21 protein-coding genes are annotated in these 21,952 nt (G+C 39.4%); 1 reads left to right on the top strand and 20 read right to left on the bottom strand.

Features of this window, described 5'->3' with window-relative positions; translation table 11 throughout:
* Window positions 1-3: 3 nt before the first annotated feature.
* From CEQ21_RS22080 to CEQ21_RS22035, 10 genes are all read right to left on the bottom strand, one after another.
* Entirely contained in the window at window positions 4-993 is a 990-nt protein-coding gene (locus CEQ21_RS22080) for an alpha-ketoacid dehydrogenase subunit beta (protein ID WP_185766374.1), read from the bottom strand.
* 18 nt (window positions 994-1,011) lie between these two features.
* The gene (locus CEQ21_RS22075) at window positions 1,012-1,998 is read right to left on the bottom strand and encodes a thiamine pyrophosphate-dependent dehydrogenase E1 component subunit alpha (RefSeq protein WP_185766373.1); all 987 of its coding nucleotides are present in this window, start codon (window positions 1,996-1,998) and stop codon (window positions 1,012-1,014) included.
* Between the two features lie 222 nt (window positions 1,999-2,220).
* Complete coding sequence (locus CEQ21_RS22070; RefSeq protein ID WP_185766372.1) at window positions 2,221-2,574, bottom strand: PTS glucitol/sorbitol transporter subunit IIA; 354 nt, start codon at window positions 2,572-2,574, stop codon at window positions 2,221-2,223.
* 27 nt (window positions 2,575-2,601) lie between these two features.
* Window positions 2,602-3,879, bottom strand: a complete 1,278-nt coding sequence (locus CEQ21_RS22065) for an NAD(P)H-dependent oxidoreductase (protein ID WP_185766371.1) — start codon at window positions 3,877-3,879, stop codon at window positions 2,602-2,604.
* Between the two features lie 192 nt (window positions 3,880-4,071).
* On the bottom strand, window positions 4,072-5,007 hold the full coding sequence (locus tag CEQ21_RS22060) for a sugar-binding transcriptional regulator (protein ID WP_235907302.1): 936 nt from the start codon (window positions 5,005-5,007) through the stop codon (window positions 4,072-4,074).
* Window positions 5,008-5,045: 38 nt separating this feature from the next.
* Window positions 5,046-6,065, bottom strand: coding sequence for a PTS glucitol/sorbitol transporter subunit IIB (locus CEQ21_RS22055; RefSeq protein WP_185766370.1), 1,020 nt, complete (start codon window positions 6,063-6,065; stop codon window positions 5,046-5,048).
* 15 nt (window positions 6,066-6,080) lie between these two features.
* Window positions 6,081-6,611, bottom strand: coding sequence for a PTS glucitol/sorbitol transporter subunit IIC (locus CEQ21_RS22050; protein WP_144455671.1), 531 nt, complete (start codon window positions 6,609-6,611; stop codon window positions 6,081-6,083).
* 16 nt (window positions 6,612-6,627) lie between these two features.
* Window positions 6,628-7,053, bottom strand: coding sequence for a transcriptional regulator GutM (locus CEQ21_RS22045; RefSeq protein WP_185766369.1), 426 nt, complete (start codon window positions 7,051-7,053; stop codon window positions 6,628-6,630).
* Window positions 7,054-7,454: 401 nt separating this feature from the next.
* Window positions 7,455-8,663 carry an MFS transporter gene (locus CEQ21_RS22040; RefSeq protein ID WP_185766368.1) on the bottom strand — a complete coding sequence of 403 codons (1,209 nt, stop codon included), beginning with the start codon at window positions 8,661-8,663 and terminating at the stop codon, window positions 7,455-7,457.
* Complete coding sequence (locus CEQ21_RS22035; RefSeq protein WP_185766367.1) at window positions 8,656-9,093, bottom strand: MarR family winged helix-turn-helix transcriptional regulator; 438 nt, start codon at window positions 9,091-9,093, stop codon at window positions 8,656-8,658. Before CEQ21_RS22035 ends, CEQ21_RS22040 begins: the two co-directional genes overlap by 8 nt.
* 195 nt (window positions 9,094-9,288) lie before the next feature.
* On the opposite strand from CEQ21_RS22035, the gene CEQ21_RS22030 reads away from it, so the two are divergent.
* On the top strand, window positions 9,289-9,744 hold the full coding sequence (locus tag CEQ21_RS22030) for a VanZ family protein (RefSeq protein WP_185766366.1): 456 nt from the start codon (window positions 9,289-9,291) through the stop codon (window positions 9,742-9,744).
* 69 nt (window positions 9,745-9,813) lie between these two features.
* On the opposite strand, the gene CEQ21_RS22025 is transcribed toward CEQ21_RS22030, so the two are convergent.
* The 10 genes from CEQ21_RS22025 to CEQ21_RS21980 form a co-directional block, all read right to left on the bottom strand.
* Window positions 9,814-10,965 carry an iron-containing alcohol dehydrogenase gene (locus CEQ21_RS22025; protein WP_185766365.1) on the bottom strand — a complete coding sequence of 384 codons (1,152 nt, stop codon included), beginning with the start codon at window positions 10,963-10,965 and terminating at the stop codon, window positions 9,814-9,816.
* A 67-nt stretch (window positions 10,966-11,032) separates the two neighbouring features.
* On the bottom strand, window positions 11,033-11,869 hold the full coding sequence (gene rhaD, locus CEQ21_RS22020; protein WP_185766364.1) for a rhamnulose-1-phosphate aldolase: 837 nt from the start codon (window positions 11,867-11,869) through the stop codon (window positions 11,033-11,035).
* A gap of 184 nt (window positions 11,870-12,053) precedes the next feature.
* Window positions 12,054-12,815, bottom strand: a complete 762-nt coding sequence (locus CEQ21_RS22015; RefSeq protein WP_185766363.1) for a DeoR/GlpR family DNA-binding transcription regulator — start codon at window positions 12,813-12,815, stop codon at window positions 12,054-12,056.
* A gap of 180 nt (window positions 12,816-12,995) precedes the next feature.
* Window positions 12,996-14,318 carry an MFS transporter gene (locus CEQ21_RS22010; RefSeq protein WP_185766362.1) on the bottom strand — a complete coding sequence of 441 codons (1,323 nt, stop codon included), beginning with the start codon at window positions 14,316-14,318 and terminating at the stop codon, window positions 12,996-12,998.
* A gap of 40 nt (window positions 14,319-14,358) precedes the next feature.
* Window positions 14,359-14,673, bottom strand: a complete 315-nt coding sequence (gene rhaM / locus CEQ21_RS22005) for an L-rhamnose mutarotase (protein WP_185766361.1) — start codon at window positions 14,671-14,673, stop codon at window positions 14,359-14,361.
* Between the two features lie 79 nt (window positions 14,674-14,752).
* A complete protein-coding gene (rhaA, locus tag CEQ21_RS22000) occupies window positions 14,753-16,006 on the bottom strand; it encodes an L-rhamnose isomerase (protein WP_185766360.1) in 1,254 nt (417 codons plus the stop codon).
* Window positions 16,007-16,018: 12 nt separating this feature from the next.
* Window positions 16,019-17,431 (bottom strand): rhamnulokinase, encoded by a 1,413-nt coding sequence (gene rhaB, locus CEQ21_RS21995; RefSeq protein ID WP_185766359.1) that lies wholly within the window; start codon window positions 17,429-17,431, stop codon window positions 16,019-16,021.
* Between the two features lie 152 nt (window positions 17,432-17,583).
* Window positions 17,584-18,549 (bottom strand): helix-turn-helix domain-containing protein, encoded by a 966-nt coding sequence (locus tag CEQ21_RS21990; protein ID WP_185766358.1) that lies wholly within the window; start codon window positions 18,547-18,549, stop codon window positions 17,584-17,586.
* 184 nt (window positions 18,550-18,733) lie between these two features.
* Entirely contained in the window at window positions 18,734-21,067 is a 2,334-nt protein-coding gene (locus CEQ21_RS21985; RefSeq protein WP_185766357.1) for a putative bifunctional diguanylate cyclase/phosphodiesterase, read from the bottom strand.
* A 14-nt stretch (window positions 21,068-21,081) separates the two neighbouring features.
* The gene (locus CEQ21_RS21980; protein WP_185766356.1) at window positions 21,082-21,648 is read right to left on the bottom strand and encodes a hypothetical protein; all 567 of its coding nucleotides are present in this window, start codon (window positions 21,646-21,648) and stop codon (window positions 21,082-21,084) included.
* Between the last annotated feature and the right edge of the window lie 304 nt (window positions 21,649-21,952).

Below are 21,952 nucleotides of genomic sequence, written 5' to 3'. Positions count from 1 at the left end.
TCCTTATCTGTTTTTCACCGTTTCTTTCACTGCGGCAACAATGTCTGGAACTTGCGGGATGGCTGCTTTTTCTAAGGTAGGGTTATATGGAATCGGAACCTCTTTTCCACCAAGTCGTTTAATTGGGGCATCTAAATAATCAAATGCTTCACTTTCAGCAATTACACTGACAATTTCCCCGCCGAAGCCGCCGCGCTGAACTGCTTCATGGACAACAATCAATCTTCCTGTTTTCTTCACAGATTCTATGATGGTTTCTTTATCAAGCGGCACAAGTGTGCGCGGATCAATTAGCTCTACACTGATTCCTTCTTGTTCGAGGATGGCTGCTGCTTCAAGGGCTTTATGAACCATGATAGCGGTTGCAACAATCGTAACATCTGTGCCTGCTCGTTTAATGTCAGCTTTACCTAATTCGATTTTATATGACTCTGTCGGCACATCGCCTGTTGTTTTATATAAAAGCTTATGCTCGTAAAATATGACTGGATTGTCATCGTCAATTGCTGCTTTTAATAATCCTTTGACATCATAAGCAGTGGAAGGCTGAACTACCTTCAATCCTGGAATATGTGTCATCCATGCTTCAAGACTTTGAGAATGCTGAGCGGCAGCTCCTGTTCCTGACCCAGACGGTGTCCGTAATACCATTGGCACCTTCCCTTTACCACCAAACATATAGCGTGTTTTGGCAGCTTGATTGACCATTTGATCCATCGCTATCGTAATAAAATCAGAAAACTGCAGTTCAAGAATTGGGCGCATTCCTGTTAATGCCGACCCGATGGCCGCACCAGCAATCGCCGCTTCTGAAATAGGTGTATTACGGACCCGTTCAGGTCCGAACTCTTCAATCATCCCACGAGTTACGCCAAAGGCTCCACCATAAACCCCGATGTCTTCTCCAAGAATGAATACATCATCGTTTTCGCGCATCTCCAAACTCATCGCTTCCCTAACAGCCTCTAAATACGTTATTTGTCTTGTAGTCATACCTTCCGCTCCTCTCTTTTATGCGTATATATCTTCTAGTAAACTGTCAATGGATGGTTCTGGACTGTTTTCAGCAAACTTCACAGCACCTTCGATTTCCTGATAAGCTGACTCCTCCAACTGCTTTGCTGTTTCTTCTGTAAGAATATTCGCATTGATGAGCGTTTCCTTGAAGCGTTTGATTCCGTCTTTGGCTCTCCATTCCTTTTCTTCTTCACGAGTCCGGTATTTTTTGGCATCGCTTTTTGAGTGACCTTTCCAGCGATATGTTTTCATTTCGATTAAGGATGGCCCTTTGCCGCTGCGTGCATGTTCGACTGCCTCATGGACTGAATTCATAATATCAATCATGTCAAGTCCATCAACTACCTTGCCAGGGATGCCGTAGCTGCCGGCTCTGTCTGCAATATGGTCTATACGTGTCATTTCTTTTACCGGACCTGACATCCCATATTGATTATTTTCACAAATGAATACAACAGGAAGATCCCAGATTGCCGCAAGGTTAACCGATTCATGAAAGCTGCCTTCGTTTGAGGCACCATCACCAAAGAAGCAAAGCACGACATAATTTTCTTTTTTCATTTGTGACGTTAGCGCAGCTCCGACCGCAAGCGGAAGACCTCCACCAACAATTCCATTTGCTCCTAGATTGCCTTTTTCGACATCCGCAATATGCATCGAACCGCCTTTTCCTTTACAATAGCCTGTTTCTCTTCCGAATAGCTCTGCCATCATTTTGTTAACATCACCTTCTTTTGCAATACAGTGTCCGTGTCCCCTGTGTGTGCTGACAATCTTATCTTTTCTGCCAATCACTGCGATAGAACCTGCTGCAGATGCCTCTTGACCAACACATAAATGTGTCGTTCCATGTATCATGCCTTTAGCAAAAAATTGATCCACCTTTTCGTCGAAATAGCGGATTAACCACATCTCTTTATATAAATCTTTCAGTTTCTGTTCTGTAATCATCTCAGGAAGCTTTAATGTTTTTACTGTCATTATTTATTCCTCCCTTTACATTTGTTCTATAGTGTTACATTTGTAAAAATCATATAATGTATCCGTAAGATAGTCAAGGGAAAAATGTGTATTTTCTGATATTTTTTAATAATAAAATAATGATAGATTTCTGCAAAAAAATGGGCCGCAAATATTGTGAATTATTAAAAAAAGGGAAAAAGAGCTTCAGGTGATAAAACCTGTTCTCCCTTTCCCTTTTGGTTACTTAACAGCTATAACTGTGCCCTCTATTATATTAGGAAACGAATATGGTGCTGCAAATACCGCCCCAGGCAAAACTTCATCCAATGGTTCCTGGAAGTATATTGAAACATGCCCCAATTCTTTGAAATTCTGATTTGCTAAATCTCCAATTGCAGTTATAGTGAAACGCTCGTCTCCAAACTGCAGTGTTCCGCCTTGCTTTAACGGCTCTTCGTCCAGATTTTCAAATTCGTGAATGACAGCCATTTCTCGTAATTCCTTTGGTGCTTGTGGGCCAAATAATATTAAGATTTTATCTTCTTTAAATGTAGGAACTAATTCTCCGATTTCTTTTACAACTGATTTTGTCATGCTAATCCTCCTGCTTCTTTTTATATTCTATAACGTCACAAGCGGACGTTGTTCTTGGTTTGACGGGAATAATTGATCCTGCAATGCTCGCAGCTTCCAAACCGTTGTATTTGTATCAAGCTCCACATCATCCGATGTTAGGAATTGTCCTGTTTTGATGTCTTTTTTTGCCACAACCTTGCCGCTGATTAAGCCAATGGGAATATGCCCGTTTGCCTTCATATCACGATGTGTTTCAAGTACACCGCGCACACTGTATCCGCCAATTCCATCTAATGTCTCGCCTGCTTTTATGTCCCTTTTTGCGACAGCAACTGTTTCTGAAATTGGCGCACCAAGTGGATGTATCGATGAATCATGCTCCAAAACTGCTTTCGCAATCGTTATTGGCGTTTCTAAGCTGGCAAGATGGTAAGGGCGGTAGAATACATAATGAGGTCCTTTCCCAACCTTCAAATAGCGGAGCTCTTCATCAACTGGCTCAAGCTCGCTTTTTACTATGACAAATACCCCTGGAGCAAGGCCATTTACATATTCGACTACTCCAAAGCTGTCTAATACCCCGCCATTTTCTTTAAGCGTTAATTTGTCGGCAACATCTTGAACTGTTGCGGAAACGCCGTGCATGCCGACTTTGTCTGGTATTAACCCAATTGCATTGCTTAATAGATTCATTTCTGCCATTGTTTTCGTTCCATCCTGGAACGCAGCAAGCATGTGTGAACTCATGTTTTTTGCCTTCGCCTCTGCTGCTGCCACATCGGGGTTTGAGAGCGGATTAAATGGATTGTTTTTTCCTTTGCCAGCAACGAGCACTTCTAATCCCATCGTTTTGGCAAATTCATATAATTCAAGCGTTGCTGCAGGTTCATCACCTGCAGAACCAGTATAAATAAGTCCTGCATTGTTAAACATTTGATACATAATTGATCCAATCGTTATGTCAACTTCCACATTTAAGAGGACAATATGTTTTTTTGATCTGAGTGCTTCTAAAGAAACATTTGCTCCCACTTCAGGGACACCTGTTGCATCAACAACTACTTCAACCTGGTTTGACTGAATGACTTTCCGATAATCATTAGTGACAATTATTGCATCCTTACGCGCCGATTGTGAGGAATAGAAATCAGCTGCTTTTTGTGCTGCTTCAACATTTACGTCACAAATACCTGTCACGATCATACCTGGAATCTTTGAAATTTGGGCAATCATTCCAAACCCCATTTGTCCTGCACCGATGACTCCCACCTTAACTGGAGCATTTTCACGTTCCCTTTGCAAAAGCTTCGTGTAAATTGACATAAATAAATTCCTCCTCCAACTGATTATTAATGCGCTTACATTTTTTATTAATCCAAACAAATGTAACATCTTAGAACCTATTTAAAGTTATTTTTACATTTGTTACGGTTCGTGTCATTTGTTCTGCAACTACAGTTTAAATTGTTTGAATACTCGCTGTCAAGCTAAATATTCAAACAAATCAGATTACTTTCATTCGACAAGCGCGCTTCCTGTAACACCATCTGTAATCAATACATGAATCAAGCCACCCTCTAATGCAGCTTTAATAGCAGAAACCTTTTCAAGACCAGAAGCTACTCCAATAACTAATGGTATTGCCTTGAGCTTTTCAAGTTCTATCGCTATTACTCTTTCATTCCAAGCATTGTCTACTTGTTTGCCAAACTTATTAATAAAGTTATAGCAAATATCTCCGACAATCTCATCATCATTCGTTATTTGCTGATGCTCTAATCCCAGATAAGATTTAACCATTGTCGAATCCTCAGGCCTTCCGCCAATCCCGACAATGGCTATTTGCGATTGTTCGGCCAAATCCAAAGTGGAGCGAATCGAAGGCTGACGAATTAATACTTCCTTAGCCTCCTTTGTGTCGACCATAACCGGAACATGCAGCAGCTCATATTTAGCTTGCAGGGCATTGCCTATTTTCGACACAATGCTGTTAGAATGAATATCGACACGCTCGTTCCCCATTCCTCCAACTAATGGCACAATTGTAGCTGTTGGCAGCAGCTGGACAGAATGAATTGCTTTTGCCACCTCATTTAATGTTGTGCCAGAGGAAAGGCCAATAATCTGGCCATCCCTGATGACACGCTGCAAGTATTCACTAGTTGCTTCCCCTAATTGCTTCTTCGAGGTTTCTAGCCCAACGCTTTCAATACAGACAACATCACGTAAATCGTAGAGGCGCTCTATTTTGCGCTCCAAATTTCTAAATTGATGGACTCGGGTTTCATGAATAATAATTTCCACAATCCCCTCTTCGCGCGCTTTTGTTAATAATTTTGACACGAGAGAACGGCTAATTCCAATCTTTTTGGCAACCTCTGACTGTGTTGCACCTTCCTCATAATACATTTGGGCGACTTTTATTAATATTCTTCTATCCTGAATAAACAAAATGAAATCTCTTCCTTTCTGCCCTTTTGTTTATGTGCTTATGAATACATCCCAAAACTCGCAAAATAGGCGATGATAACAGATACAACACCTGTGATTAAACGGCTGTAAAGAATCGCAGGAACGCCGTAACGCACCGTTTCTGGCTTAGCCTCTCCAAGAGATAGGCCTACCGGAATAAAATCACAGCCTACTTGCCCGTTTATCGCAAACAAGGCAGGTAACGCAAATTGGGGAGGAATATTTCCTAATGCAATTTGGGAGCCGATTAATACCCCGATAACCTGGGCAATAACTGCACCTGGCCCTAATACTGGGGATAGGAACGGCAATGTACAGACAACGGCAATAACAAGCAGCCCGCCTAATGAACCTGCAAGGGGAGTCAGTGCTTGAGCAATCCAATCTCCAACGCCTGTATAGTTAATAATCCCCATTAGCATACTTACAAAGGCCATAAATGGCAGAATATTTTTCAAAAGGATATCCATCGTGTCACGGCCAGCCTGATAAAATGTTCCTGTGACATTGCCAATTCCTTTCGAGAATCGCAGCAAAATATTGTCTTTTTGCTGGCTTGCTACCTCTTTTTTCAGCTCGGCATAGTCATCTTTAAATTTCTGCTTATTTGTTGGATCAAATTTTGGTTCTTCTGCAGCCTCTTGAGCACTCGCAGGTTGAGTGAAGCTTTCTGATAGTGAAATGTCTTTTGGTGTTACACCTGATACAAAGATATCATCGGTAATATATTTTGAAAGGGGACCTGATGGAGATGATGGAAGTACGTCGACTGTTAATATGCGCTTCATCGGGTAAACACCGATTCGAGCTGTACCGCCGCAATCAATAACAACACATACCATTTCCTCTTCAGGATAAGAGCCTTTAAATCCATCTACCGCTTCAGCGCCAGTTAATTCCGCTATTCTGGCGGCAACTGGATGGATTCCTCCTCCTGTTATGGATACGACTTTATTCTTTTTGGAGTTTGGTTCCACATAAAGACCAACACCCCAGCCTCCTGAGCCTTTTGCTACGAAAACACCACGATAACTCATCTGATTCTCCCCTTCCTATACTAAGTCCGTGCCATCTTTTTTTGCTAAATACTTCGTAATAATTTCTGTTACAATACCACGAATTAAAATAACAACAATACCGACAATAAAGTAACGGACCGCAAGATCTGCAATGGGTAATCCTAATTCTTGTATTCCGTTGGCAATTCCTAAATAGACAAACAACTCACCAGCGTTCGCATAAGGAAACAAGCCTGTGACCGGATGAACAAAGGATACTGCTGAATCATAAAAAGCAGGTTTTTGTTTTTCAGGTAAAAAACGACCGAAAGTGTATGCCATGGGGTTTGTTAACATCAGCAGTGACAGAATTGGCATCAATGTATAACGAAGGATAGTATATTTTGCAGCAAATTGAATAATTCTTGTGACTCTTTCTTCTCCGACGAATTTCATCATCGCATACGTAAACGTTAATAACACGACAAGTGTCGGAACAATCCCAGTAACTAAGCCCATGAATGTTTCTCCGCCAGCCTGGAACATGCCGATAAAATGCTCACCTAACCATTTAATCCATTCCATTTATTTGCCCCCCTTTTTAAATTCCCAAAGACACTTTTTTCTTTGCTATTGTTAGTAAGGCATTTTCACTAGCTTGTAATAATGCCTTGCTGTTGGAAGGCAGCTTGCTTTTGCCTTTTAAGGGAATCTCATCGTTAATGTTGCTGACAATTTCCCCGACATGTCTGCCTTTATACTTCTCAATTGGCTTAAATTTAGTGAAAACAGACATACCCTTTAACAAGTGACACTCATGGATAATATAATTGCTATCGACAACTAAAACAGCAATTGCTCCGTGTTTGAGCTTTCCCCTTGTCATTCCTGAGAACATAAAATAGCCTTCCTCGCCTTTGTAACCGCTAACAATTTTATCGATTTTAAGTTTATATTGCTTAATTTGATACAATGATAAAAGATACTGAACAATAAGAATCAGACAAAGTATAAAAGCTAGCTGCATATCATCTCTCCTATTCCCCTTTGGAATCTACCTACTTGCTCCTCTCTTGTATAATAGCGCTTTCATTTGACAGTGTTAGTAAGACCGTCACATATGTCACATTGATAACGTCGGATTAGTAATATCACATTTGTTACAGGCCTTAACATTTGTTATACCATAAGGATAATCACCGTTCACATATTTGTCAATATTCAAAATAATAAAATTTTAACTAGCTGAATTTAATCTTGCTAGTAAGCAAATGGACTTTATCCGGGGGACTTGCAAGCTATCTGTTTCGTACTAAATATCAGGTACTCGCCTTTGTTAGAGCGAAATGGAACAAAAGGTTATCTCTGCAACTTTATACAAAAAAAAGCTTGAAAGGTGTCATTCCTTTCAAGCTTTTCTTATCTACTTTAGCTCGCTTTTGGCATTTCGTTGATTAACTTAGATTTTCTTGCTGCTTTGCCGTGCAGGAAGTAATAAACGACAAGTGCAAGCAGAATATAGAAGCTGCTGTAGAAATATAACGGACCGAAGCCGATCATATCTCCGACAAATCCAACCAAAAAGGACCCAATTCCGATACCGCTGTCGAATAATGACAGGAAGGTTGCTGTTGCCAAGCCGCGTTTTTCAGGTGCAGCCTTTTGAATGGCGATTGTCTGGAAGCTTGGGAAAAGCGTTCCATAGCCTAAGCCAATTAATGCTGCTGCAAATAAGAAGAAAAATGCTGTGTTAACATTGCTTAATGTCAACATCCCGATAGCAAACAGCAGAATGCAAGGGTAAATGATGACATTTGCTCCAAATCGGTCAAACCAACGACCAGCAAATGGTCTTCCCATCAGCATGACTACCGCATACACGACAAAGAAATACCCTGAAACGCTCTGCAGGCCTTTCCCGTCTGCATATACAGATACGAAGGAAAGAATCGATGAATAGACAATCCCAAAAAGTGCCGCAACAATGCTGATTGGAATGGCAGATGGCTCAAGAATGCCGCCAAGCTTAGCAGTCTTTTTCTCTTCCACTTGTGCAGAAGGTGTATGTTCTGTTTTTGGCAGCTTAATAAATAATCCAGTAAAAATCGCCATAACAGCAAAAATTACTGCCATTAAAAAGAGGGTATTAGATCCCCAAGAGTTTATAGCCATCAATCCAAGAAATGGCCCCGCGACCATCGCAAGATTCATTGACATCGAGTAGTAACCCATTCCTTCCCCTCTTCTGGAGTTCGGAATAATATCTGCGACTATCGTTCCTGTTGCAGTTGTTGCCATCCCGAATCCTATTCCATGAAAGGCGCGAACAATCAACAAGCTCCCAACAGAGTGTGGTAAAAAATAAAATAGCGCCACAATAAAGAATATCGCCAATGACAGGACGAGCAATGTTTTCTTGCCGTACTTTTGCATTAGCTTTCCGGCAAATGGCCTAACTACAATTGCTGTCAGCAAGAACATTGTCGTAATAAGTCCTGCGCTTGACTGCTTTCCGTGCAGTTCATGAATGGCATAAACGGGCAGGGAAACCATCAAAAAATAAAACGTCAAAAATAAAAAAAAGTTACTAACCCAAATATTAATAAAGCTTTTCGTCCAAAGTGCTTCCTTACTCAAATTCCTTCCCCCTAATTGTTAATTGCTGATTCCAATCAGAAATCAATAATAATAATTGTTCTTTAGAAGCAGAGGTTAATGGCTGAATCAGCTCCTGGTTCATTTGCAATACTGCTTTTTCCCATTCTGGGTATTTCTCCAGGGCCTTTTCCGTCAGCTCAATCCTTTTTGTTCGTTTGTCCATTCCTTTCACTTGTCTAACATATCCGTTTGCTACCAATTTTTGGACCGTCCTTGTTATTGGCGGTGCTTCAATCGCTAAATAATCGGAAATTTCCTTTTGAGTCATCGAGCCTTTTGTTTTAAGTAAAAACAAAACGGTCCATTGCGAACTGTATATATCGAACGGTTGCAGTGCATCGTTCAATGCCTTTGTCATTTGTCTGGCAAGCTGGTGAACAGAGTGAAATAATTCATGAACATCATTCATAAGACGGGCATGCTCCTAACATTAAATAATAGATACAAAAATTAGTTACCTAAGTAACTATATCAAGAATAAAACAATCCAGCAATAGGTTTAACCGTATTTTTAGCGAATTCATGTACAATTTCTGTTATTTTTTATATAATGTTCGGAAAATACAGCTAACATTTTGGTTGTTTTATAACTAAGGAGATTACTATGATTCGACGTTTTTCCACATGGGCAGGGTACCTTCTTTTTACTGTCTATCTACTCATTTTGTTCTATCTTTTATTCTTTTCAAGCTACAGACATGCTGTTAAAGGCGAGATTTCCTATAATTTCATCCCGTTTGCGAGTATATTATTGGACATTAGGGGACTCGGGCCTTTTCATTTAGCGATGATGACGAATAATCTGTTTGGTAACATCCTTGCTTTTGTTCCTCTTGGTTTTTTCCTTCCGCTCCTGTTTCAGAGAGCACGTCAATGGAAATATAGCTTCGTCTGTTCCTTGCTTTTATCCATATTTGTTGAACTGCTGCAGCTTGTGAGTAAAGTTGGAGCATGTGATGTGGATGATGTGATCCTCAATACAATCGGAGGGCTTTGTGGTTATATCGTTTGGAGGCTGCTTGTTTATCCATTTATTAAAAGGCGGAGGAAATCGACTTAACTACATGGACAAATACCAAAACTGACTCAAATTGGTCCTATACAGCGACCTCTTGAGTCAGTTTTTTCTTTATAAGATTTCCTGATACATGGCAATAACTTCTTCTTTTGTCGGCTGAAAAGGATTTCCGGCCGCACATGCGTCAACAAGGGCAAATTGGGCGAGTTTCTCCACATCAACATCGGTGACACCAAGCTCTGACAAATTGGACGGAATTCCGACAATGCTGCTTAGCTGCTTGATTGCTTCAATTACGCGCTCTGCACAAGCAATCGCTGTTTTTCCTTCTGTGTTCATGCCAATTGCCTTAGCAATCCGAGGGAATTTACTTGGATCTCGCTGTGCATTTTCTCTCTCCACAATTGGCAGCAGCATCGCATTACAAACGCCATGCGGTAAATCATACACTCCGCCAAGCTGGTGGGCCATTGCATGCACAAAGCCAAGACCAGCATTATTGAAAGCCAAGCCTGCAAGAAACATCGCAAAAACCATCTGTTCTCGCGCTTCTATATTCTCTCCATCTTGGGTGGCAAGTGGTAAATATTCAAAAATAATTTCGACTGCCGCCAATGCAGCAGCATCTGTCACCTTGTACGCTCCTGGAGTTACAATTGCTTCTATTGCATGTGTCAAGGCATCCATTCCAGTTGCTGCTGTCAGGTCTTTCGGTTTAGCTGTCATCAGCTCTGGATCATTAATCGATATGGCTGCAAGGCTATTCTTATCAACCATCACCATTTTGACTTGTCTTTCTTCATCTGTAATAACATAATTAATCGTATATTCGCTTGATGTTCCTGCTGTTGTATTAATAGCTGCGATTGGGACTGATGGATAAAGTGTTTTTCCGACTCCTTCGAATGACTTCAAATCACCGTCATTTGTAGCCAGAAGTCCGATTGCTTTTGCCGCATCTTGCGGTGAACCGCCGCCAACAGACACAATCGAATCACAGTTGTTTTCACGAAATACCTGTAGGCCGTTCAAACAATTAGCTACAGTCGGGTTTGGTTTTACTTCATCGTACACCATATATTCGATATCATTTTTCTCTAACAGCTTTGCCACCTTTTCGACAATCCCATTCCTCATTAAAACCTTGTCTGTTACAAGCAGAGCTTTCGTAAATTGAAGCTGTTTTAAATATGGACCTGCTTGCTGTAAGCAGCCTCTTCCTATTAAATTAGTGCTTGGAACATATAAAACATGTGAAGACATTTAAATAACCTCCTGTTATTGTTCAATATTTCACAAAGTTACTCAAGCTGAATATTACTTTTAATAATTAGCTATTTATTATGCCTTTACGGGGATGAACGTGAAATGCTTTAGCCAAATCAGCTAGCTCCTTGTCCGTAATGGTTTGTTTTATCCTTGATGGATCGCCAATAATTGTATAAATTTGCGCTGCCTTTTCTGCCGTTTCAATTAAACCGAATGCTTCGTCAAGCGTTGAGCCTGCACCGAAGATGCCATGATGCGGCCAAAGAACAAGCCGGTTCTCCTGCATTTTTTCGGCTGTTTTTTGGCCGATTTCTTCTGTTCCCGGAATCATCCATGGTAATATCCCGATTCCATCAGGGAACACAACAATACATTCTGTACACATCTGCCACAAGGTTTTTGTAAACTTTGCTTCATCCAATTCATGCAAAAAGGTCATCGCAAGCAAATTCGTCGCATGGTTATGCATAATCACACGATGATTTCCGTCGAGCTTCAGTCTTTCCATATGACTTTGAAAATGGGCGGGAAGCTCACTTGTCGGTAAAGAGCCATCCTCAAGTCCCCACAGTAAATCAATACTCTCACCATTTCTGCCAACTTTAATAATTCCAAAGGTGTTTCGAGGATCTTTTTTGGCATTTCTAAAATACTTGCCAGAGCCAGTTACAATAAAAAGCTTACCTTCGAGCTCTTTTGCAGGTGTCTTAATGGGAATAGACCGAATTACCTTCTCCACATCCACATAGGCACTTACCTCCCCTTCTTGCAGCAAATAACTTATATTACCGCCATTTCTTTCATCCCACCCCATTCTCCACATATTATAGGCTATATTGCGCATTTCCTTGAGAAAAGGGGCCTCTTCTACACTCTTCCTTTGAAGTTTTGTAGGCATGCTGACACTCTCCTATTCTATTAAGCTTTTCATCAATCTTATTGTTTTCGTAGTTGTTGTTTACACCTTCATCATAAGTCGATACCAAACACAAGTCAACAACAAACAAAAGAAAACAAACATTCACTCTTTTGTTTTTGAACATTTTATGTCCATAAAAAAGAAACCACAATATTTGAGGTTTCTAGATTTTTACGCTAGTAACAGGAATTGCTTTCTCCTGAAGTTCTTTTTGGAATTCAGCCGGAATATTGGAATCGGAAATCACGTGATGAATTCTTGTCAATTCCGAAATATGAGCAAATGTCTTAACACCAAATTTACTTGAATCAGCAAGCAGTATAACTTGTGAGGCAATGTCCATCATTTTCTTTTTCAAGATTGCTTGCCACTCATTGGAATCACTTAACCCGGAAAGATGGACACCCTTACATGACAGAAATAATTTGTTGACATAGTAGCTGTCTAAAGAGCGTTCAGATAATGGCCCAACATAGGATAACGAATTAGCAAGAAGCATTCCGCCAGTGGAGATTACTTTAATTTGTTCCTTTTTGCTGAGCTCTAACGCCACCTTGATTGAATTTGTGATCACTGTCAACGGCATGTCAGGCAATTCTTGAGCCATATACCACGCTGTTGTGCTGCCATCCAAAACAATTTGCTCACCTGGTTCAATCCATTTGACCGCTTCAGCTGCAATCTCTTTTTTCTCATCGGAATTTGTAATTTCTCTTACCATAAACGGGACGTCTGTTGCTTCTTTTTCGATGCTGACAGCACCACCATGACTCCTGCTTAAAAGCTGATCCTGTTCCAGCTTTTCTAAATCTCTTCTGATTGTTTCTTCTGTTACGGAAAAAATATCACTTAATTCCGACACTCGAATACTTAATCTTTCATTAACTAATTCGACGATTTTTCGTCGTCTCTCTGCAACAAGCAACTAAAATCTCCCTCACTTTCAACAACCGACTTTTGTTTAGTTGGATTTACCTGTGATTTTGTATTTTTACTATATCATAATTGGGTAGGTTTTCATATAAAACATAGATTTTGAGTTGCTGCAAAGTACAAAGTACAAAAAAGGTGCATCAGTTAGAAACTTTTGCACCAATCCACCTAATTAAACCGTTTTATGAACAGAATTATGATCCAAATCTTTACCGTAACGCTCTTCTTCAATTTGCTGCAGTGTTTTTCCTCGTGTATTTGGTGCAAGAATAATACCAATTACCATATGAATCGCAAGGAAAATAATCATAACAATTCCAGCAACCGTAAATCCTAATGTATCCATTAATAATGGTAATATAAATGACCAGACAGCAATCCCAGTTCTGACGATAAAGTACATTAAGCCTTGTGCGCTGGCACGATATTTTGTCGGGAAAAGCTCACTTGTCCATAATGCGTAAAATGCTTGTGCACCAATACCCGCTGCTGCTCCCCACAGGATGACAAAGGCGATGAGTGTCGGCCATGTCATTGGCATGAAGGTAAGGATAAGCCACGCAACAAGTCCCATACCTGCTCCAATGCCAAATAATGCCTTTCTGCTGACTTTATCTCCAAGCTTCATAAAGAGGAAATACGTAGTTAATACAGTAAACAGCCACAGAAATGCTTGCAGTAAGTTCGCTTGCCCTGTGCTAAGGCCGCCGACATTTTCATAAATATATGGCATGAAATAGCCCATTGCGCCTGCTGTTAAATTCCAGAATAAATAAATTCCAATCAATAAAACTAACGCACTGCGATTTGCTTTTAATGTAAACAGCTCTTTCAAAACATTTGTTTTTGCTTTGCCTTGTAACGCTTCTGCTTTCTCCTTTTCCTGCTGTTCTTCCCAAATTTTGGACTCATCTAAGCCTCGGCGTATATACCAAGTAACAAAGGCAATAACCAGCAAATGAAGGAATATAATTCTTGAACCGGCTAAGCCCATTGGTGCAAGTACTACAGCTAATACAAACGTTAAGGTCGGACCGATCGACCACGCCATTTGAGCGGTGCCAACATGTGCTGCCCGTTTGTCCTCTGGTGATTCCTCTGCAATATATGTCCAGGATACAGGAACGCCTGCACCAACTGCCAAACCGGTAATAATCGTACCAATCAGCAGCATCGGGAAATTGACAGAAGCTGCTATAAGGGCAACACCAATCATATAAACAAGCAAATCATAGCTGAAGATGAACTTTCGTCCGAATTTATCTGTTAATGGCCCGCCAATTAATGCACCAATTGCAGCACCAAACGCGTTTGCACTCAATGCACTTAAAAGTCCAACACCCATACTGTCAATATTTAAGTATGCCTGCCATAATGTTAAGCTGCTCGCTGCTGCGATGATGGAGCCTGCTTCGATATAGTTAGCCATCGCGACCGCAATCGTGGCTTTCCAGCCTGTTACATTTTTTGCCGCAAATTTTTTCGTCTTTGTCATTTTCTCTCTCTCCTTTTAAAACTCAGCGACTATTTATTGGTCAATCCATATGAAAAACTTCTTTTAGTGAAATAGTGACAGGACTGTTGTCTGGGTTTGTTTCCATTAATGGCTCCATAAATTCCCACCATTTTTGGTTTATTGCTGTTGTGGACAGCTTGCTCCATTTGTCTTCATCCGTTATTTCAACATAGCCAAATAATTTGTTTGCGTCTGTATCAAGGAAAATCGAATAATTGCTAGCTCCATGTTCACGTAGAGCATCTAGGAGCTCTGGCCAAATTTCATTATGACGCTTTTCGTATTCATCATGCTTATCTTCATGAACATTCATGATAAAACCTTTGCGAATCATTTTATTACCCTCCCGTTATGTAAAGGTTTTCATTTTGTTTTTTTCTTTATGCCTCCCCCTTAAAGGGAAAGGCACTTAATTAGCGCTTTAATAATACGTCCTGTTCATAGGTTTTTACATGTTCCAGCCATGTTTCTCTTACAGGAACATCCATTTGCTCACAATAATAATCCCAGACAGCGCCAAATGGATATGTTTTAAATTCCTCCATTAATGCTAATCTTTCGGTAAAATTACCTTCCTCTTGAAGCTGTTTTAATTTTGCATTAGGCATTAACAGTGCATGTAATAGAGCTTTTATCATATTTCTTGTACCAATTGTCCAAGCGGCAACACGATTGATGCTTGCATCAAAGAAATCAAGACCGATTAGCACTTTGTCTGTTGCATCATTGCGAACGATTTCCAGGCCAATTTCTTTTAATTCATCATCAAGAATAACCACATGATCACTATCCCATCTTACTGGTCTAGACACATGAAGAGCCAATTTATCGGAAAACAGCAGCATCGAGGATATTTTGTTTGACACAGTCTCTGTTGGATGATAATGTCCTGTATCCATTAAGCAGAGCTTATTGTTCTTTAGGCTGTATCCTAAATAAAATTCATGGGAGCCGACAACATATGATTCCGAACCAATCCCAAATACTTTGCTTTCCACGGCATCTAGATTATAGCGCTCATCTGTTTGTTCTGCATAAATTTTATCAAGCGACTCCTTTAAACGAATTCGCGGTGTGAGTCTGTCTGATGGAATGTCTTTATAGCCATCAGGAATCCATATATTCGTTAATGCCGGTGTACCAAGTTCTTTGCCAAAGTATTCGGCGATTTTTCTGCTTTTAATGCAATGCTTAATCCAAAACTCGCGAATACTTTCGTCCGGATGAGAAAGGGTCAGCCCATCCTCAGCCTTAGCATGGGAAAATAATGTCGGATTAAAATCCAAACCTAAGCCATGCTGCTTTGCCCAAGCTACCCAATTTTTAAAATGCTTTGGCTCAATTTCATCCCTTTCGACTACCTCACCGTTTGTCTCAGCATAAATCGCGTGAAGATTGACTCTATGCTTGCCAGGGATAAGAGATAACGCCATTTCCAAATCACTGCGCAGCTGCTCTGGCGTTGTTGCTTTACCAGGATAATTACCGGTAACATCAATCCCACCTGATAATTCACTCGGGTTTGCCTCAAATCCGCCAATGTCATCACCCTGCCAGCAATGAATCGAAATTGGTATTTGCTGCAGTTTTTGTATAGCTGTCTCGACGTCCACTCCCCATTGCTCATATTGTTTTTTTGCTGCTTCAAAGCTTTCTTTTACAGACATTTTTTAGCCTCCTCATATTGGTTGTGCTGCTTCGTATCCTTTCACAAGAAAAGAATGCTTAATTAATTTTCTGGCTTCATGAACATCCTTTATTTCACCTAAGGCAATCAGTTGGGAAACGATATTCCCAATGGCTGTTGCTTCAACAGGTCCGGCAAATACTTGCTTTTTTGTTGCATCTGCAATCAGCTGGTTCAGCAGTTCATTTTGGCAACCTCCGCCGATTATATTAATCTTCGTAAATTGCTTTTCAAAAATCTCTTCAATTTCTTTAATAGCGGCAACATAGCATGCAACTAAACTGTCATAAACGCATTTGGCAACTTCACCTGGAGTTACTGGAATTTCCTGATTAGTTTCTGCACAATAATTCTGAATGGCAATGATCATATTGTCTGGATTTAAGAAGCGGTCATCATTCACATTGACAATGGATTGAAAGTTTTTTGCTGCTTTTGCAAGCTCGACAAACTCTGCAAACGAGTGTTCATTATCGTAGTTTCGCCGCACTTCCTGAATCATCCATAATCCCATAATGTTCTTCAGAAATCGGAAGCGGTAATCAATGCCACCTTCATTCGTGAAGTTGTAATCTAATGCTTTTGTTACACATATAGGAAATTTATTTTCAACACCGATAAGTGACCATGTTCCAGAGCTGATGTAAATCGTTTCATCATGCTCTGGTACAGAAATAACAGCTGAAGCAGTATCATGTGTTGCAGGTATTACTACTTTTAAGTTAAACCCGAATTCCTCAGCAAGCTCCTTTTTAACCTCTCCTAATATAGTGCCAGGCATCTTTATATCCTGAAACATATCTGGCTTAATGGAAACCGCATCAAGCAGCTGCTTATCCCATTTTTTCGTAAATGCATTAACAAGCTGTGTTGATGTTGCATTTGTATATTCATTGACTGCTTTTCCTGTCAGCAAATAGTGAAAGTAATCAGGTATCATTAAAAACTTGTCAGCTTTATCAAGGCTTTCTGGATTTGTTTTCTTTAATGCGCAAAGCTGGTAGATGGTATTGAATTTTTGAAATTGAATTCCTGTTTCTAAGTAAATTCTTTCCTTGATGATCTGCTGAAAAACTTCCTCCATAACACCATCTGTTCTGTCATCCCTATAAGAAACGGCCTCAGTCAACAAATTTCCGTTTTCATCAAGGAGCACAAAATCTACTGCCCATGTATCAATACCGATACTTTCTGGCCTCACTTGAAGGTCCTGGCATTTTTTTATTCCTTGCTTTATTTCGACAAACAGTTTATGTAAATCCCAACAATAATATTGTCCTTTTTTGACAATGCTGTTTGAAAAGCGGTGCAGTTCTTCTAACACGAGTTTTCCCTTCTGTATGGAACCGAGCATCAGCCGTCCACTTGAGGCTCCAATGTCAACAGCCAAGACATATTTGTTCATTTTCTACCTCTCCTTGAGTTCTGAGTGAAAACGTTTCCTTACTCTTATTCTAATGATTGAAAGCGTATAAAAAAATAACGTAATTTTTCTTATTTATTGTCCTTAAATTCCTTTAACTCGCAAAAAGACGCAAAAAAAACTGGCAAAATTCGCTATTTTGCCAGTTCTTTTCGTAATTCCTTCGGTGTTTTTTTATATTTTTCTTTGAAAATCCGATAAAAGTAGCTGATATTATCATAGCCTACTTCCTCAACCACTGTCCGCACCGAAAAGTCGGTTGTTTCTAACAGCTCCTTTGCTTTTATAAGCCGTTTTTCCTGTATTAAATCCTTAAAAGTAAAACCAGTTGCCTTTTTTATATTTTTACTTAAGCTTGAGCTTGATTGCAGCAAGCGATGTGCAAGCTCCTGCAGTGTCCCATTTTTATAATGCTCTTCAATATATTTTAAAGATTCAACCACGACAAAATGCTGGGAGGAGGCAGAATGATTTTTCGTTATTTTATCTGTGTTTTTCACAAGCTCTATTAAGAGAAGCCCCATGTATAGCTTCATCTTCGATTCTGCCATAAGAGAGCCGTCCGTTTCTTCTTTTACAATTTTTTCGACAAGCTCCTGAATCTCTTCTACTTCTGAAACGGCATAATATAGATATTGTCCATTTTGGGTATGGTTGAACAAGCTGTTAATAAGAAATTCTGTAATGATGTTTTCACCATTTAAATATTGAAAAATAAATTGAAAAAAGAGCGGTTGAATGATGAAGTTGATAATCAGATCATCATTACCACAAGCTTCAATTTCATGCTCAATATGCTGATTTAAAAAAAGCAGCTCTCCTTTTTTCAATGTGATGGCGTCATTATCCACCTTTTGCTTTAATTTGCCCTTTACGACGTAATTAATTTCAATATAGTTATGCCTATGCTTTGGAAAGTCAATAAACCTTGTATGCTTCCTTACCGTTATCATTTTATTTTTATCAAGAAACTTTTCACTTTCGATAATAAAATGATGCTGGCTCGTATAAAGATCCTTCCTGACCTTTTTTTCCTGTGATAATACCTCGATTTCTTCCTCTGTCAGTTCCATCAACTGCTTTAAAAGGAGTGCATCCAAACTAAATCCCCCCCCGACTTCAAGACTAAAGTCTTCCTTTCTATCTTACTAATAATCTTTAAGGCTAGGCAACAAGAAAATGTAAACGTTTTACAAGATTACTGAAAAAGAGGTTTCTACTTTTTGAGGAGAATTTAAATAAGTAAAAAAACCAAGCATTACGCTTGGCTTTACTTTTTTTTGGTTAGGAGGCATTTTTAGATAAAAGCCTTTCACAGTCCTCCGCATTAAGCGGCCGGCTGAATAAATAGCCTTGCAGTTCATCACATTTCACTTCTGTAAGAAATGCTTTTTGGTGTTCGTCCTCTACTCCTTCTGCTATAACCTTTACATTTAATGCTTTTGACATCATGACAATCATGCGGACAATTGCCGTATCTTTTTCGCTTTTTTCCAATGATGTAATAAAGGAGCGATCAATTTTCAGCCTGTCAATCTGAAACTTGCTTAAGTAATGAAGCGAAGAATAACCTGTTCCGAAATCATCAATGGCTATATTGAAGCCCATTTCTTTGAGACTAGCAAGCTTGGACATATTTTGTTCAATTGGCCCCATCGCGATGCTTTCTGTTATTTCCAATTCCATATTTTCCGGGTTCGCTCCGGTTTCGTGGATAATTGTCTTTACCATATTAACAAAGTTCTCTTGCTGAAATTGCAGGGAAGAGATATTTACTGCGATTCGCAAATCTGGGAACCCCTTTTTCTTCCAGCTAACAGATTGTCTGCAAGCTTCCCATAATATGCATTCGCCGATCGGTAAGATGAGCCCTGTTTCCTCTGCAATCGGAATAAACTCACCTGGCGGCACTAATCCACTTCCAGGTTTTTCCCAGCGTACCAATGCCTCCACTCCGACAATCTCACCAGTATCAATTGCAATTTGCGGCTGGTAATGCAGGATGAATTCCTTTCGTTCAATCCCTTTTCTTATCGAGCGTTCAAGCTCCATTATTGATTTCATACTCATGTCACAACTATATATTTTAAAGTGGTCTTTGCCATTTTCTTTCACTTTGTACATGGCAGTATCTGCTTTCATCAACAATGCATCCAAGTCATTGCCATGATCAGGGTACATGGCGATACCAACACTTGGCGTTATATTTAATTCTACACCCTTAATCATATAAGACTCTCTTATTCTCTTAAGAATTGTTTCAGCGAGCTCTTCGATTTGGCAGATGTTTGTATTCTCAATAAGCAGTGCATATTCATCACCACCGATTCTAAAGACAACCCCATTTTGTTCAATGCTTGATGTCAGTCTTTCCCCTACCTCTTTAAGAAGGAGGTCTCCATATGAATGGCCAAGACTATCATTAATATGTTTAAACCGATCTAAATCCAAAAGCATAAAAGCAAGCTTTTTGCCTGGACTATTGTTCTCCAGTGCTTGAGCAAGCCGCTTCTCCATATAACGGCGATTCGGCAGACCTGTAACAACATCGTGAAAAGCAAGGTACTCCATTGAATTGATAATCTCAACAAGCTTGTCTGTCCTTTCCTTTACCTTTTGCTCCAGCCCTTCATTTAGCTTATTTAAATCTTCGACTAACCGATCATTTTCGAGCAATGTAAAGACCTGTCTTATTATCAACAGGAATATGCTTATGGACAAACCAAGAAAAACTGGATGTTTATCATAAAGCATATACGTAAAATAAAGAGTTAACAGCAATACTCCAAAATACGGGATAATATGCTTTATATATATGTTCTCTGTTCCCATTCCCACATGTGACTGTTTAACAGAAACGCTGTCCTTCTGATAAATGCCTGACAGTCCAATAAGCAGGATCGACAAAATCCATAAAGGTTCATTGATGCTGCCGACTGAATAGGAATTAATCACTTTAAGGTAGGTGAAAATGGTATCTGCGACAATTTGGGTAAGCAAGCCTGTAACTAAAAGAAAAGTAGTTTGCTTTGACAAGACCCGTTTCGATGTATTGAAAAGACTGATTACTCCAACTAGGACAATAAGATCTAGTATCGGATAACTTAATTCAGTGATTGAAAAGCTTAAATCTTCAATGTTGCTAAACAATGGCCTGATTAAAAATATCCAGCTAAAGGTTGTCGCTGCTGACATAGCAATTAAAATATCGAGTAAAAAGCGAATCGTCAAAAGGGAGCTTTTAATCTGATTAATTAAAACAAGTAAGGAGAAAAAATAAAACACATTTTGAACAATAAAAAACTTCTCTGCTAATTTTCCAAAAACACTGTTACCATTCAGAATAAATTGATTATAGCTCCACAGTAATGTGCCGATCAGATAGACCAGTACCCCGAAAGCAAGGAGAAGCCAAAAGCTTTTTGCAGCGTTTTTAGCTTTAAGGCCAGTGGATATAATCCAGTAAATAGATGCGCTGCAGGCAATCAGTTGGAAGGTAACGCCACCCCAATCCAGTAGCTGCTGATTGCTGCTGAAGATGATATTCCAAAGGATGTTTGCCATAATAAAAAAAACAATAAAGGAATAGGCAAACCGTTTTGTATTGAGACTGTACATCTATTTCTCCATTCTTAATATAATATCGGTTTTCTTATCAGATCTTTTGTTTGAATCAACCAAGAAAAACTATCCTTGTTTTCATATATCCCTTGCGGATAAAGGATAGAAGGAATAACATAGTCTCCTTTATAGTATATTTTTTCACCGACAGTTTCCAGTGGTATTTTATAGACGTTCTTAAGTGCCTTATAAAACATTTTTTCAAGCAGAACAACACAATGAGTTATTTGGCGGAATTCTGAGTAATCTACAAACAGTGATAATAGCCTTTCTAAATTCTTGCCGCGATGCTGCTTTAAAATTGCCACCTTATCAATTTCCATAACATGGTCTAAATCTAATGCTTTAATATTCTCTAGCTCGTAAAAGGGAAACACACTGTTGATGTTGTTAGCTGGGTCGAGGGAATATCGCTTAAATTCAATTGTTCCCACCTTTTGGTCCTTTGCATCAATAATTAAAAACCGATCTGCAGGGGTTTCAGACATTTCAAATCCATATCCCTTTTCAAGCCAACACTCCATCCAGATTTGATTAAACTCGTTAAGCAATGCAAATGTATCAACTTTCATATACACATTACTACCTCCCAAAATATCAAGCTTTTTTATTTTCCAAGTACGTATGCAAGCTATATTATATATATTTTTCTCCATACTAGTATCAAAAATAAACAAAAAAAATCAACAAAATGAAAACGATTTCCAACTCGTTCCACTTCTGCCATTTTAGTAGGTGATTTTTAACTGCCTTTTAGAAATATTTTCCTTTTATTGGATACGTAAAATTATGCATTTACCTTTTCTTTTTACTAAAAAGAAACTATTCGGCATTTTAAACCATTTCATATTTAACTACTTTCTAACACAATAAGCATTTTCA

This window comes from Niallia circulans (genome assembly GCF_007273535.1).
GTDB lineage: Bacteria > Bacillota > Bacilli > Bacillales > Cytobacillaceae > Niallia > Niallia circulans_B.
Note: the sequence above shows the minus strand (reverse complement) of the source record. Positions and strands in the feature narration are given on the sequence as shown.